At 49.3% G+C, this 14,804-nt stretch carries 15 protein-coding genes; 11 read left to right on the top strand and 4 right to left on the bottom strand.

Features of this window, described 5'->3' with window-relative positions:
- Positions 1–39: 39 nt before the first annotated feature.
- Positions 40–1,329, bottom strand: coding sequence for an MFS transporter (locus ACZ50P_RS08860; protein ID WP_464130648.1), 1,290 nt, complete (start codon positions 1,327–1,329; stop codon positions 40–42).
- A gap of 41 nt (positions 1,330–1,370) precedes the next feature.
- Here ACZ50P_RS08860 and ACZ50P_RS08855 point away from each other — a divergent pair, with 41 nt between their 5' ends.
- The gene (locus tag ACZ50P_RS08855; RefSeq protein ID WP_347356394.1) at positions 1,371–1,631 is read left to right on the top strand and encodes a metal-sensing transcriptional repressor; all 261 of its coding nucleotides are present in this window, start codon (positions 1,371–1,373) and stop codon (positions 1,629–1,631) included.
- Between the two features lie 41 nt (positions 1,632–1,672).
- On the opposite strand, the gene ACZ50P_RS08850 is transcribed toward ACZ50P_RS08855, so the two are convergent.
- Complete coding sequence (locus ACZ50P_RS08850) at positions 1,673–2,539, bottom strand: alpha/beta fold hydrolase (RefSeq protein ID WP_464130647.1); 867 nt, start codon at positions 2,537–2,539, stop codon at positions 1,673–1,675.
- A 155-nt stretch (positions 2,540–2,694) separates the two neighbouring features.
- On the opposite strand from ACZ50P_RS08850, the gene ACZ50P_RS08845 reads away from it, so the two are divergent.
- The 10 genes from ACZ50P_RS08845 to ACZ50P_RS08800 all read left to right on the top strand — a co-directional run bounded on the left by ACZ50P_RS08845 (position 2,695) and on the right by ACZ50P_RS08800 (position 10,562).
- Complete coding sequence (locus tag ACZ50P_RS08845; RefSeq protein ID WP_464135157.1) at positions 2,695–3,249, top strand: YceD family protein; 555 nt, start codon at positions 2,695–2,697, stop codon at positions 3,247–3,249.
- 73 nt (positions 3,250–3,322) lie between these two features.
- Positions 3,323–3,508 (top strand): 50S ribosomal protein L32, encoded by a 186-nt coding sequence (gene rpmF / locus ACZ50P_RS08840; protein ID WP_061835820.1) that lies wholly within the window; start codon positions 3,323–3,325, stop codon positions 3,506–3,508.
- A gap of 30 nt (positions 3,509–3,538) precedes the next feature.
- Positions 3,539–4,534: a beta-ketoacyl-ACP synthase III gene (locus tag ACZ50P_RS08835; RefSeq protein WP_464135156.1), complete on the top strand. Its 996-nt coding sequence runs from the start codon at positions 3,539–3,541 to the stop codon at positions 4,532–4,534.
- Positions 4,535–4,537: 3 nt separating this feature from the next.
- Entirely contained in the window at positions 4,538–5,512 is a 975-nt protein-coding gene (gene fabD / locus ACZ50P_RS08830) for an ACP S-malonyltransferase (RefSeq protein ID WP_464135153.1), read from the top strand.
- Between the two features lie 78 nt (positions 5,513–5,590).
- The gene (gene fabG, locus ACZ50P_RS08825) at positions 5,591–6,340 is read left to right on the top strand and encodes a 3-oxoacyl-[acyl-carrier-protein] reductase (RefSeq protein ID WP_464135151.1); all 750 of its coding nucleotides are present in this window, start codon (positions 5,591–5,593) and stop codon (positions 6,338–6,340) included.
- A gap of 116 nt (positions 6,341–6,456) precedes the next feature.
- Positions 6,457–6,693 carry an acyl carrier protein gene (gene acpP, locus ACZ50P_RS08820; protein WP_011164461.1) on the top strand — a complete coding sequence of 79 codons (237 nt, stop codon included), beginning with the start codon at positions 6,457–6,459 and terminating at the stop codon, positions 6,691–6,693.
- A gap of 6 nt (positions 6,694–6,699) precedes the next feature.
- Positions 6,700–7,971, top strand: a complete 1,272-nt coding sequence (gene fabF / locus ACZ50P_RS08815; RefSeq protein WP_464135150.1) for a beta-ketoacyl-ACP synthase II — start codon at positions 6,700–6,702, stop codon at positions 7,969–7,971.
- A 4-nt stretch (positions 7,972–7,975) separates the two neighbouring features.
- Positions 7,976–8,452: an RpiB/LacA/LacB family sugar-phosphate isomerase gene (locus ACZ50P_RS08810; RefSeq protein WP_464135148.1), complete on the top strand. Its 477-nt coding sequence runs from the start codon at positions 7,976–7,978 to the stop codon at positions 8,450–8,452.
- 108 nt (positions 8,453–8,560) lie between these two features.
- Complete coding sequence (gene glyA / locus ACZ50P_RS08805; protein ID WP_464135146.1) at positions 8,561–9,808, top strand: serine hydroxymethyltransferase; 1,248 nt, start codon at positions 8,561–8,563, stop codon at positions 9,806–9,808.
- Positions 9,809–10,037: 229 nt separating this feature from the next.
- Positions 10,038–10,562 (top strand): M23 family metallopeptidase, encoded by a 525-nt coding sequence (locus ACZ50P_RS08800; protein ID WP_464135144.1) that lies wholly within the window; start codon positions 10,038–10,040, stop codon positions 10,560–10,562.
- A gap of 6 nt (positions 10,563–10,568) precedes the next feature.
- On the opposite strand, the gene ACZ50P_RS08795 is transcribed toward ACZ50P_RS08800, so the two are convergent.
- Positions 10,569–13,211, bottom strand: a complete 2,643-nt coding sequence (locus ACZ50P_RS08795; RefSeq protein WP_464135196.1) for an RCC1 domain-containing protein — start codon at positions 13,209–13,211, stop codon at positions 10,569–10,571.
- Positions 13,212–13,240: 29 nt separating this feature from the next.
- Entirely contained in the window at positions 13,241–14,608 is a 1,368-nt protein-coding gene (locus ACZ50P_RS08790; protein ID WP_464135141.1) for a hypothetical protein, read from the bottom strand.
- Positions 14,609–14,804: the final 196 nt, after the last annotated feature.

Genomic DNA, 14,804 nt, shown 5'->3' with positions numbered 1-14,804 from the left:
CTTTATGGTGAGTTACAAAAACCTTTCCCGCAGGGGACGTTATTTGTCATCCTGATGTTGGCGCGCCCAATGGGAAAACACGACGTTGGCCGCCACCACAGCCAGCAAAGAAAGATACACTAAATATTTAAAATCCTCTGTGTTTGGCAGAAGGCTTCCCAGTGCAAAAAGAATCAGCGTCGCCAATGTCGTCGTCAGGGAACTCAAAGAATTCAGCTCCCCCCGCTGATCTTCTGGAATCAATCTTTGCCTCAACTCAAATTCACCATTGGAGAATCCATAAAGACCCACACGCGAAAGCAAAATACATCCAAGGAAAACATAGACCGATGCTGGCGTGTTCAGCACAAATGCCCCCAACCCGACAGTCAAGGTCACCCCTTGAAACGCCAGATGGCATCTGGAACTGAAAATCAACCCCGTCTTTGCCACCAAATACGGGAAGGTCAGCGTTGAGATCAACCCAAACACAGCTCCCAGACCGCGAAACAGGCCAATTTCCACCTCCGGCAAACCCATCTGATCTTTCAGATATCCCGCCAATAAGACCCCATGCGGACTCAGCACGGAAAGCCACAGCAGAGCATAGCTCAGAATCAGCCAAAATATCGGATTCCCCAGGGACTCTTTGAGGTTAAAGTGAAATTGTTCCTTCCAGTTCTGAAGGGCTCGGACTTTTCTGTTTTGAAGACCGGATTTTTGAATCACGTTCCTGAGAAGAAAATATTCCGGGGCAAACGACAAAAGGTTCCAAATTGCGATCAAAACCAGTCCCGCCAAATGCAGATAAGAAGACTGAACTGCAAACAGGATCCCGGCAAGAATGGGCGCCCCGACTTCAGTTCCCAGATCAATTCGGCGCAACCAGCTATTGAAGTGGGTCAGTCTGTCATGCGGAATCAGAGACGGCGCCAGATCATTTCCCACAGAGATATCCGTAATCAGAGACCCCAGCGAAGCCAGTATTCCAAAGAACGCCAGAGCGGCAAATAGTAATGTCACCCCCAAGAACTCCGGGCCATGTTCATGAACCGTCTTATCTAAGACGAAGAAACAGATCACGCCGCCCAGAACTGCAAAAAATTGAATCCACACCCCGACTTTAACAATATGTCCGCGCTGCTGGGAATCCATCCACTTTCCCGACCAGGGGGTCAGTAGAAAAGTCCCAACCTTGATGATCAGATAATACAGAGCCGCCATCTGGAGTTTTCCCGGAAACACATGCAGCAATGCAAACGGCACCACAAAATCCCAGGCCTGATCTCCAGAGCGGGTCAACAATCTTCCCAGCAACAGCTGAGTTTCAATTTTCAACAGTCTATCCATGCCTCTTGACATCCTATCCCCCGGGAGGGGATACTAGGGACATGTCACATAAAAAGCAACACGCAAGTCATGAGGATGTTTCAAAAAGACTGAAGCGCGCCAAAGGGCATCTTGAGACCGTTATCAAGATGATCGAAGACGAACGCGAATGCGTGGATGTGGCCCGCCAACTGCACGCCGTGGCCAAAGCCATCTCGGCCGCCAAGAGCGTTTATATTCACGATCACATCGAGCACTGCTTGGATGGAAACCATAAGGATTTGGATTTGGATGAGATCAAAGAGATCACCAAATATATTTAAGCATCAACCTCTCACCTAAGAGAGGTTGATGCCGAATTCAACTACAAGGATCTTTCTGCGCCCAAGTCTCGCGGAGCTTGCTTGCGTTGGCGTGCCCACTGACGTTCAACCTTGCCAACAAAGTTACGAACTGTTTCCGCAACTTCCTCAGGCTGCTCGATGACCAGCGCATATCCCGCATGATGAATAACTCGGTATTCCGCACCCGTAATGCCTTTAGCCAAGCGACGATAGGCTTCCAGACTGGCTGGCGCATCTTCATCTCCGGCCAATATCAATGTGGCACAACGAATCTTGCCTAGATCTTTGGTAAGATCATTTCTGTGGAAGATCTGTGTTGCGGCATCAATTTCCTCGGGCTTCATATGTCGGACATGACTGATCCACTTTTCCCGGCGACTGACCTGCACGGGATCTTTGGTGGCCTTAAAGGTGGCACCAAACCACATGTCTGCAAAATCCTTCACATTGGCTTTCATACCTTCTTTCTTCGCTTTCGCGACGAAGCCGTCCATCTGCCTGATGGCTTCATCACTGCCTGCTTCAGCAGTGGCCCCCATCAAGGTGCAGCTTTTCAAAAGATCAGAACGATGGATAGCTAGCTGCAGCCCCACATAAGCCCCAAGACAATTTCCTACAAAGTGACAGGGTCCCACATTGAGCTGCTCTATAAAGGCAGCCACATCTTTGGCGCTGTTTTCCAGATTGTTCATGGTTGGACCGGCGCTTCGCCCCAGACCCCGGTGGTCATAACAGATGACTCTATAGTCATCCTCCAGAATTCGGGTCAGAGGTTCAAAAACTGTGGTGTCCGTGTAAAGCAGTGGACTCAGCACGATGCAGGGGGCATTTTTGGGGCCATGTTCTTCATAGTAATACTCATGACCGTTGACTCTTAAGGTTGCCATAAGACCCCCTTTCAGGTTGCAGCCTAAGACTACTCCCATTTAAGACCGCCACAAGGTCTGCTGGACGAAAACAGTCCTTGACCAAGCGCCCCAAATTAACTAAAACCTCCTGTTCCCTGCCCCTTACTTTCCCGTGGCAGAACCGAGGAGTTTCTATGAAAATCAAATTAACTGAGGTGCCTGAAGAAGGCCGATCCTACGTCTGGACAAGCAAAACAGGCGAAGCCAATGCGGTTCTGGCGGACATCGTGGGCAAGAATCCCTATGAAGCTGAGTTTTTCATTAAACCGCTCAACTCCAAGGATTACGAGCTGACGGGTCGTATTGTGACAAAATCTCCGGAAATCTGCTCTCGCTGCGGAATTGACATTGATTATCCGGTCAATGAGAAGTTCCACGAGATCCTGATCCCCAAACAAGGCCAACCCCGCAATGGGAAGTATTCCAAGGTCAACCACGTCAGCGACCTGCCTGAAGGGGGCCCCGAGTTTTCTGAGTACGAAAACATGGTGTTTGATATGGGTGAATTCCTGCACGAAGTGGTCGCTCTTGCTGCGCCTTTTAATCCAGCATGTCCAGAAACCATTGATGGAAAACCCTCAGATTGCAGAATTCCTGAGGAAGGTCAGCTCTTTAGCTATGACGAGGAAATGCCTGTCGAAAAGCCCCAGAGCCCTTTTGCTGCCTTAAAGAACTTAAAACTTAATTAAATTGTTGATTTTTATCATTCTTTGGTTAAATTAACGTGCTTCAATTAGAACTGATTCAATAACGAGGTTTGAAATGCCAACTCCTAAGAAAAAAACATCCCGCTCTAAGCGTGACATGCGCCGCTCTCACGATGGTCTTACTGCTCCAGCAGTAGCTGTTGAAAAAAAGACTGGTGAGCTAGTTCGTCCTCACCGTGCATCCAAAGGTGCTGATGGCGCTTTGTACTACAAAGGCAAACAAATCAGCGCAGCGAAGTAATTTCGCTCTATAACAGAATAGGTTGACTCCATGGCAGGAATGTATCGATCTCGAGTTTCAGGGATAGGCTCCTATCTACCAGAAAAGATCCTTTCAAATACGGATCTGGAAAAGATGGTAGAAACCAACGACCAGTGGATCGTTGAAAGAACCGGGATCGAACGCCGCCATATTGCTTCCGAAGATCAGGCAACCTCTGATCTTTGTGTCATCGCCGCGAAACGCGCGCTTGAAGATGCTAATCTGAAAATCGAAGACATCGATATGATTTTGGTGGGCACCGTCACTGGTGACCATCAGATGCCGTCGACGGCGTGCTTTGTTCAGGCCAAGCTGGGTGCAAAAAACATCATGGCTGTGGATTTGAATGCGGCCTGCTCGGGCTTCCTTTACGGCGTCAGCATTGCCGATCAATTCATCCGCACAGGAATGTATAAGAATATTCTGGTGATCGGAGCCGAAGTTCTTTCCCGCTACATGAACTACAAAGACCGTGAGACCTGCATTCTTTTCGGAGATGGCGCCGGAGCATGGGTTCTTTCTCGTGCCGCTGAGGGCGAAAAAAATGTCATCGAAAGCACTCACCTGCATGCGGATGGCAATCTCGCGGATCTTTTGATCCTTCCTGCGGGTGGAAGCAAAATCCCTCAATCTCACGAAGCTATCGACAAAGGCCTTCACTTCATGACAATGAAGGGCCGCGAAATCTTTAAGAACGCGGTTCGCACGATGGCCATGTGCTGCCAGGAAGCTCTGGAGCACAACAAGGTAAGTCCAGATCAAGTTGACTGGATTATTCCTCACCAAGCCAACAAGCGCATTATCGAGGCTGTGGCTGATCAATTCAAATTTCCAATGGAACGCGTGATTGTTTATCTTCAGGAAACTGGAAACACATCTGCCGCATCCATCCCTCTTGCATTTGACTGGGCCGTAAAAAACGGAAAAGTCAAAAGAGGCCAGACGATTCTGCTGACCGCATTCGGCGCAGGTCTTACATCCGGCAGTATTCTTTTGAGGTACTAAAACATGTTTACATTTGTATTCCCTGGACAAGGAAGCCAGCAACCTGGCATGGGCCGTTTTTTGTTTGAAAACTTCAAGATCGCTCAGGAAACCTTCGAAGAAGGATCTGAGGCTCTAAAGATCGACATGAAAAAACTGTGCTTTGAAGGTTCTGAAGCAGACCTGGCACTGACTGAAAACACTCAACCCGCATTGCTCTTGGTCTCCACAGCGACTCAAAGAGTCTTAACGAAAGAGTTCGGCATCAAAGCCGTGGCGGCAGCGGGCCATTCTATCGGTGAATACGCTGCTTTGGTGGCGGCGGGTGTGACTCGTTTTGATGAATCCATGCGTGCGGTAAAAACCCGTGGGCAGGCGATGCAGTCCGCTGTTCCGGTGGGTAAAGGCGGAATGGTCGCTGTTCTGGGTCTTGAGCCGGATCAAGTGGAAACTCTTTGCAACTACGTTGTGAAAAACTCTGGCGCGGGCCCGTTGTCTGCGGCGAACTTCAATTCCCCAGGGCAAATTGTTATTTCTGGTTCTCAGAATGCAATCAACTGGCTTAAAGACAACTTCAAGCCGGAAGTGATTTTTGCGGAAGCTCCAAAAAGAGCGAAGTTGATTCCTTTGTCTGTGTCTGCTCCATTCCACTGCGAAATGATGAAACCCGCCGAAGACAAAATGCGTGAGGTTCTGACCGCGATGGAATTCAAAACAGCCGCATTCCCTATCATTCAAAACTTCCACGCCAAAGCTGAAGTGGAAGGCCCTGTGCTTCGTGAAAATCTGATTCGTCAGGTCTCTGCCCCCGTGCGCTGGACTCAAAGCATGGAAGTTCTCAAAGGCATGGGACACGCACAAATTATCGAGTGCGGTGCCGGCAAAGTATTGCAGGGACTGCTTAAAAAGATCGATGCGGATTTCTTCAAAGTCATGACGACAACTTCAATGGAAGATGTGAAAATTATTGAAGATTCCCTGAAAGCTACGAGTCATTAAATTTTCTTGAGATTTACTCAGAGTTCGGCCAAAGTGTGCTGAAAACAACACAGGGTACTGCTTAAAAGGATTTTGCACATGAGCGGAAAATCGCTTCAAGGAAAGAAAATTGTTGTGACTGGCGGCAGCCGTGGAATCGGCGCTGCGATTGTAAAACTTCTGGCGGAAGAAGGCGCACAAGTTGCCTTCACCTATTCCTCTCGCGAAGAGTCCGCACAACAGGTGGCTCACTCCCTTCCGGGAGAAGGCCACTTCTACATCAAAATGGATATTGCAAGCGAAGAGTCCGTGAACTCGGCGGTTGAACATATTCTGGAAAAATGGACCGATGTCGATGGCGTTGTGAACAATGCCGGCATCACAAAAGATCAGCTCTTGCTGCGCATGAAGGCTGAAGACTTCGACTCTGTTATCAACACGAACCTTCGTGGTACGTTCTTGGTAACAAAGGCTTTCACCAAACCCATGATGAAAGCGCGCAAAGGTTCTATCGTTAACATCACATCCATCATCGGTGAAACCGGCAACGCAGGACAGGCCAACTATGCCGCTTCCAAAGCTGGAACGATTGCTTTTGCCAAGTCCGTGGCACTTGAGCTGGCTTCTCGTAACGTGCGCGTGAACAACGTCGCACCAGGCTTTATTGGCACAGAAATGACAGAAGTTCTTTCTGAAGACGTGAAAGCGAAAATGATGGAAAAGATTCCTCTGGCGAAGATCGGCGAAGGCAGTGACGTGGCTCAGGCCGTTCGTTTCTTGCTCAGTGATGAATCCAAATATATCACCGGTCACACCTTGGATGTGAACGGTGGCATGCATATGAACTAAATTCGCGAGATTATTCGCGAACAAAATCATCTCGCCTATAAGCGACATGATAGAGCTAATGCACTAGACTAGACTTGTAATATAAGTAATATTGAACGCACTATTAGGAGGCACAAATGGCTATTCATCCAAAGGTTAAAGATATCATCGTAGAACAACTTGGCGTAGATCCAGATAAAGTTAAAGCGGAAGCTTCTTTCATCGACGATCTTGGCGCTGACAGCTTGGATATCGTTGAGCTTGTGATGGCAATGGAAGAAGAATTCGATCTTGAAATCCCTGACGAAGACGCTGAAAAGCTTAAGACAGTTCAAGACGTAGCTTCTTACCTTGAGAAAAAAGGAAAAGCTTAATTTATTATGAACTCCCGATTTGAACGTCCATCCATTCCACAAAGAAGAGTTGTCGTCACCGGAGTGGGCGCAGTCACTCCCCTGGGTAACACCATTGAGGAGAGCTGGTCTGCCGCGAAACGTGGTCAATCTGGTATCGCCAAGATTACCAAATTCGACACGACAGGCTTCGATGTGACTTTTGCCGGCGAAGTAAAGGGCTTTAATACAGACCAATACATCGAGAAAAAAGAGCAAAAGAAAATGGACGAGTTCATTCACTACTCGATCGCAGCTTCCAAAATGGCCGTGGAAATGGCCAAGCTGGAACTGACAGAAGAAGTGAAAAATCAAACGGGAGTGATTATTGGTGTCGGTATCGGTGGTCTTGCGAACATCGAAGAAACCGCCATCAAAATGAAGGAAAGAGGTCCGGGCCGTATCAGTCCGTTCTTCATCCCTTCTGTGATCACAAACCTGGCCGCTGGTCAGGTGACGATCGCAATGGGCCTGAAAGGTCCTAACTACTCTGTGACTTCTGCCTGCGCTTCAGGTGTTCATTCCATCGGAGATGCTGTTCGCTATATTCGCGACGGCGTGACGGATGTGATGCTTGCAGGCGGCGCAGAAAGCACAATCTGTGGTCTGGCTGTCGGAGGCTTTGCTTCCATGAGAGCTCTTTCCACCCGCAACGATGCTCCTGAAAAAGCCAGCCGTCCTTGGGATAAAGACCGTGACGGATTTGTTCTGGCTGAAGGTGCAGCGGTGCTTTGCATTGAATCCCTTGAGCACGCCGTAAAACGTGGCGCCAATATTCTTTGCGAAATCACAGGCTACGGCGTTTCCTCAGATGCTTACCACATGACTTCTCCGGCTCCGGAAGGTGCGGGTGGTTATGCGGCGATGTCTATGGCTCTGAAAGACTCCGGTCTGAAAGCAGAAGACATCAACTACATCAACGCTCACGGCACAAGCACGCCGGTCGGTGATGGACTTGAAACTGCAGCTATCAAACGCCTGCTGGGCGATCATGCGAAAAAAGTCTGGGTTTCCAGCACTAAATCCATGATGGGTCATGCTTTGGGCGCGGCTGGGGCTATCGAGTCTGCATTCTGCGTGATGGCGATTCGCGATCAGATCGCTCCGCCAACAATCAACTTGGAAAATCCAAGTGAAGACTGTGATTTGGACTATGTTCCTCACGAAGCACGTAAGGGCACAATCAATCACGTCATCAATAACAGCTTTGGTTTCGGCGGAACCAACGCTTCCATGATCTTCTCGAAATACGAAGGGTAAAAACATGCTTGTCTATGTTGGCTGCGATCACGCTGGGTTGGATCTAAAACTTAAAGTGATGGCAGCTCTCCCGGACATTCAATGGAAGGACGTCGGCACTCACAACTCGGATTCTGTGGATTATCCAGATTACGCCGACCTCGTCAGCCTTGAAATTGTTAAAGTAGATCTTGAGAATAAGAAAAATAACATTGTGGATTCCCAAAAGGGGCCTGCTTTGGGTCTTTTGATCTGCGGCTCAGGTCAAGGAATGGCTATTCGCGCGAATAAGTACCCAAACATTCGTGCAGCTTTGTGCTGGAGTGAAGACATCGCTCGTCTGTCCAGGGAACATAATAACGCCAATATTCTCTGCTTGAGTGCCCGTTTTTCCTCACCGGATGACGCCGTGAAGATGATCAAAACTTTCCTTTCCACTTCTTTTGCGGGTGGACGTCACCAGCAACGCGTGGACAAGCTTGCAAGCGACACTGGTTGTTGAGACTTTTAAAATCCCGCTATTCAAGTCATAATTTCAAAGATTGATTTACCCATCTTTCAGTTCTTGAAGGATATCCGTTAGGTGAGCCCATGAGCTCAAGGAGTCTTTATGCATTCTACATCCCTGTCTTTGGCCCAAGTGGACCCTGAAGTTTTGGCCGCGATCAACAAGGAAGCTGAACGTCAGCAGTACGGTTTGGAGATGATCGCTTCTGAGAACTACACCTCCAAGGCCGTGATGGAAGCTCAAGGCTCCATTCTGACCAACAAGTACGCCGAAGGTTATCCGGGCAAGCGTTATTACGGTGGCTGCGTGAACGTGGACACTGTGGAGACTCTGGCCATTGAAAGAGCCAAAAAACTTTTCGGCGTGCAATATGCCAATGTTCAACCGCACTCAGGCTCACAAGCTAATATGGGTGTTTATCTGGCGGCTTGTAAATCCGGCGACACCATCCTGGGTATGGATCTTTCTCATGGCGGGCATTTGACCCACGGATCTCCGGTGAACTTCAGTGGTTTATTGTTTAAAGCAGCCTCTTACAAGTTGGACCCAGAAACTGGTCGGATCAACTATGACACGATTCGTGCCACCGCAAAAGAAGTTCAACCCAAACTGATCATCGCAGGGTACAGCGCTTATCCGCGCACTTTGGATTTTGCCAAGTTTAAAGAAATTGCCGATGAAGTCGGCGCTCAACTGCTGGTGGACATGGCCCACTTCGCAGGCCTAGTGGCTACAGGCCACCATCCGTCCCCTGTTCCTTATGCAGACTACATCACAACGACAACGCACAAAACTTTGCGCGGACCTCGTGGGGGCATGATCCTGACGAATTCTGAAGAAAAAGCCAAGATCATGAACTCTCGCATCTTCCCAGGGATCCAAGGCGGTCCACTAGAGCACGTGATTGCCGGCAAAGCTGTGGCATTCGGGGAGGCTCTAAAACCAGAATTTAAAAAGTATTCTGAGCAGGTCATCAACAATGCTCAAGTGCTGGCTGAAGCCCTACTTTCTGAAGGCTTCCAATTGGTCACTGGTGGAACAGACAATCATCTGATTTTGATTGACCTGAGTGATCGAGAGATCACCGGGAAGATCGCTGAAAATTCTTTGGATGAAGCAGGCATCACTGTGAACAAAAACACGGTACCAAACGAAAAAAGATCTCCATTTGTCACAAGTGGTGTTCGTATTGGGACTCCGGCCTTAACCACAAGAGGTATGGGCACTTCCGAGATGAAGCAGATCGCGAAGTGGATTTCTCAAGTACTGAATAACGCTGACAATGCGGAGCTAAAAAACCGTATTCACGAAGAAGTAAAACAGCTTTGTAAGCAGTTCCCTATCTACTAGAAATCCCTATCAGGATCCGGAACATATATGTGTCACCGCTGTTCGCCGCCACATATATGTTCCAGACCAGCGTCTTCGCTTAATAAGTCAGCATCTTGCTGAAAAAACGGCCCTTTTCAGCGCGCCAAAACTAGTCATTGGTCAAAAAAATCTTTGGAACCAAGGACTTATCAAGTATACTCAAAGAATGACACCAGGATGGAAGCAACTAGTTAAATATGCAGGATGCATGGTTACGGCGGGAGCATTAGGCTCTTGCTCGACCTTTCACACACCCCTATCGCGCGAGTACTTTGCCCCAAACAGCACCAACCATCGCGCCACCGCCTCTGACCACAGTCCTATGATTGAACCGCAGTCCCTGACCTTTGATTGGCCCGTGGACCGCGCACGCATGACCCGTGGGTTTTTACCTAATAAACGTCGTCCGCATTTGGGAATTGATCTTGCGGCCCCGAAGGGCACCCCTATTTTGGCGGCACAAGCTGGCACAGTGATTTACGCTGGCCGTGAATTCCGTGGATACGGCAAAATGGTTCTGATCGAGTCAGGCAATGGTTGGGCGACGCTTTATGCTCACTTTGACAAGATTCTGGTGGCTGAAGGCCAAAAGGTCCGCCAAGGTGAAGTTGTTGGCGCCATGGGCCGCACAGGGCGTGCTACAGGTGTTCATTTGCACTTTGAAATCCGCAAAGACCGTGGTCCGATTGACCCGCTTCCTTTGTTACCACAAGTTGCCACAGCAAAATTGTAAGACCCCTTACGGGGTCTGATGAATTTTCGGAATTAAGTTTGGGAACATATCTGAAGACGGAATCCCCATGCTTCCTGACACGTTTTTATTCCAGCAACGCAAAAGACCGTCAGTCGTGATGCCGCAGGAATTGGAACCACTCCAGGCAAAGTGACCGTTTGATACCGAAGTGTAGCCCGTTGCCGCATCGATAACCACGGGCGTGGTCCGATTGGTAGTAGTCCCATCTCCGACCTGTCCATAAAAGTTATAACCCCAGCATTTAAGAACATTCGCAGAAGTGATCGCACAACTCTGCTCTCCTTTAAGAGATATATCAAGATAGCTTGTTCCAGAGTCGATCAGCACTGGAGAGTTTTTTTGCACGGTCGTTCCATCACCCAAACCACCATGACCGTTTCCGCCCCAGCACTTCAGCTCGCCACCGGTCGTGATGCCACAGGTAAATCCCCACAAGAAGGCGGCACCGACAGAAATCTTGGAATAAGTCACTCCAGCATCAACAACCACCGGGACCGAGCTGTTGGATGTGCTTCCATTACCCAACTGTCCATGCGAATTGTCCCCCCAGCACTTCAGTACCCCAGCCGTGGTAATACCACAGGTGTGAGCTTTCCCAGTATTGTAGCCTTCTGAAGTCGCCACGGCACTATAGGTTGTTCCTGCATCAATCACCTTGGGAAGAGTTCTTGTGGTCGCGGTTCCGTCACCCAGCTGGCCACTGTTATTGAGACCCCAGCACTTCAGCTCACCGGTGGCGGTGATGGCACAACTGCTGGCATGACCCACTGACACCTTGGAATAAGTTACGCCGGGATCAATGACAACAGGTTTGTTTTTGTTGGTCGTCGTGCCATCTCCTAATCGATAGCTGGCATTATTCCCCCAGCACTTCAGTACACCGGCCGTGGTAATACCGCAGGCATGAGAGTCACGAGAGCTGGTTTGAGTTGAGGCTGAAATCGAAATTTCTTTGTAAGTCACGCCCGCATCAATAATCACCGGAGAATAGCGGGTATCATTCGTCCCATCACCGACCTGCCCTTTGTTGTTAACACCCCAACACTTCAATATGCCTGCTGTTGTGATGCCGCAGGTGTTGGAACCCCCGACACAGACTTTGCTGTATTGAGTTCCCGCATCGATATAAACTTGAGTTCCGATAGCAATAGGAAATCCGTTTGCCAACTGACCGTTATTACTTCCCCAGCAATAAAGCTGACCATTCACCCTTAAACCACAAGCTGATGGGTTAGGCCCATTAAGATGTCCGCCCCCAGCATAAACCTTGGAATAGGTATTCGCCGCATCAACCTCAACCGGAACACGTGACATCACTGTGGAACCAATTCCTAACTCACCTTGAACGTTGCGTCCCCAGCATTTCAACTTATTGGTCGAAGTCACCCCACAGGTAAATTCTCCGGCCGCAGAAACATGGATATAAGAAACACCGACATCTATCACTTTTGGCGTCTTGCTGGTGACTGCTGTGCCATCCCCCAATTGCCCATAGGCATTGCCACCCCAACACTTCAACACACCAGTCGTTGTGATACCACAAGCATGCACGGTACCGTTGGAAATATGTGTATAACTTTCAGAAGCATCCACATCCACGGGAAGGTTTTGATTAACGATGCTATTAATTCCGAGTTGTCCGTCCGTGTTTCTTCCCCAGCAGCGCAACTTATTGGCCGTGGTGATTGCACAGACGAAGTTTCCTCCGCCGTTGACTCCGTTCACTGAGACCTTCTGATAGGTAACACCGACGTCTACCACTGTTGGACTGTAGCGGGCGGTGTTGGTTCCATCACCAATCTCGCCGCTGTTATTTTCCCCCCAGCATTTCATTTGCCCGGTGGTGGTAATCCCGCAAGTGGCACGGTCTCCGCCAGACACCTGCGAATAGCTGACCCCGGCATCAATGACAGTGGGACTTTTTTTATCGGCGGTATTACCTGTTCCCAGCTTCCCGCCAAAGCCACTTCCCCAGCATTTTAAAACACCCGCCGTGGTGATACCGCACATATGCGATTGAGCCGTAGAAATCTGACTATAATTAACACCAGAGTCAGTTATGATCGGGGTGGTTTTATCAACAGTAGTTCCGTCCCCCAACTGGCCGCTGTAATTTGAACCCCAGCAAGTTAAAGCCCCAGAGCTTTTAATGGCACAGGCATAGCTCCCGCCGGTCCCGGCCTGAGTGATTGTTCCATAAGTTGAATCATCATCAGTGATCTGGACAAGTGCGGTGTTCAATACTCCGAGCTGAACCTTTTGTTTGGACTGAGTGGTACCCTGCAGAGAAATGTAGATTTTCTTTTCGATCTCTGCCAGCGCATTCTGACTCAGATTAATCGTGATCGTGCCGGCAGTGGCACCCTTGGCAATAGTAATACTGCCATTCAATGAACCCGAGTAGTGCGTACCCTGAACTCCATCTGTGTAAGCACCATAATAAATAGGAATATCCGCACATGCTGGCTTGGATAGATTGACGGAAATATTTACCGTCGTATTCGCTTCAGTCACCACAAAGTTATTCTGAGAAACGATAGAGGCCACCGTTGCCGGGCACTGACTTAAAAGCATATTGAAAATACTTTGACTGGGAGTCGCTACTGCAGAACTTCCGCCCAACAGCACTGCCGCCAAGATAAGATGTCTACAAAAGACTACTGAAAGTCTGTGGCCCATGTGACGTAGCATTTCCAGCTGCCTCCGACATTGATGGTCGTCACCCCGTAAATGGACTGAGCAGTTGTCGCTCCGTTTGGAGGACTAAAGTGCGTGCTATTGCAGCCTAAAAAGGAATACGTTCTGGATGTCGTATCTGCGATAACGATCGTATAGACGCCACCGTTGACCATGTTCGTTAAATTGATATTTGAAGTCCCAACCGATTCCAGATAATGGATATTACTGAGAGCCAGGTTAACACTCGCCCCACTGGCGATCTGATTGGTTGGCGTCGCCATATTCCCTGAAACAGTCAGTTTTGCCTCTGCGGTGGTGGTGCCAATCGCTACTTTACCGGACTCGAGAACCAGTTGATTGGTTCCGACAGTTAAGCCATTGAGCGGTACAGATAATGCTCCCGTCAAAGTCCCCCCTGCCAATGGCAGTTTCGTGGAATCCTCTGGAGCCGTCACCCAGATGCCATCACCGCGCAAATATGTGGAAGCATTGGCAGTACCGGTTCCTAATCGGGCGGTGGCAAACGTTCCGCCGGAAATGGCTGAAGCATCCAGTGAGCCTATCGACTGACAAGTAAATCTGTCTGTGATTGAGCTCCACACCATAGCCTGACTGGCCGTACAGGCCGATGATGGAATCATCTGTTGTCCACCCCAGGAATTACGCACGTCTTGCATGCGCACAAACTGAGGTTTCCAGGAACCCGAATCCCACAACAGGACCTGTCCTGTGCTGATTGGAGCCGCAGAGCTTACCGGTTGTCCTTGAATTTGCGTCACCGTGGGACTGGGCAGAGTGCCGGATAAATCCCCGCCCAAAGAATCAGCTTTTTGGAATGCCCCTAAAATTCGCGAATCATTCCCCTGCGCGACAGTTCCCGCCGTTGCCCCAAAGGTAACGGCAACGGTTTTCGTACCCGCCCCAGACACATTGATTCCAGCGCCCGCAGTGATATCAGTCACCACTCCCGAGCCACCTGCATCCGTCACACACGAAAAACTGGTCCCATCAAAATAGACAACCTGTCCGGTCGTACAACTTGCCGGAGGTAACAGAGTCGCTTTAACAAAGTCCGTGGCTGAAAAACCGCCAAGCTTCAACGCCGATGTAGCGAAATTAGAATAAGGAACAGAGCGGATTTCGCTGTCTGGCGTGATCAGCTGCCACCCCTGTCCATCGTGGAAGCGAACGCGAAGCTTACGCGAAGAATCCCCCGAAGGGGCATAAGTCCCGGAGACATCATTATTGCCGTCACCGCAGTTCAACGAGCCCGCATTATTAAAGACATCACTAAGGACAAACGGTCCCGCTTTCGGAAACAATCGGGTTCCGCTACCAATAGCCACATCAAAAACTCCGCCAGAATTCGCCAAACTGACGCCGTTTTTCTGTTCTCTATATAAGACACATTGACCATCGGAGGAAGTGACTTCAAAGAGGAAGCTAACATTGTCTGCTTCAAATGGAGTTCGATCGGATTTTAAAATCCGTCCCTGATAAGTCAGCTGTGAGGGTGAAGCTGACGCAACGAGTGATGCAAAC

The sequence above is a fragment of the Bdellovibrio sp. CKG001 genome (assembly GCF_055397465.1).
The sequence above is the reverse complement of the archived record's forward strand: the minus strand, read 5'-3'. Positions and strand labels throughout refer to the sequence as shown.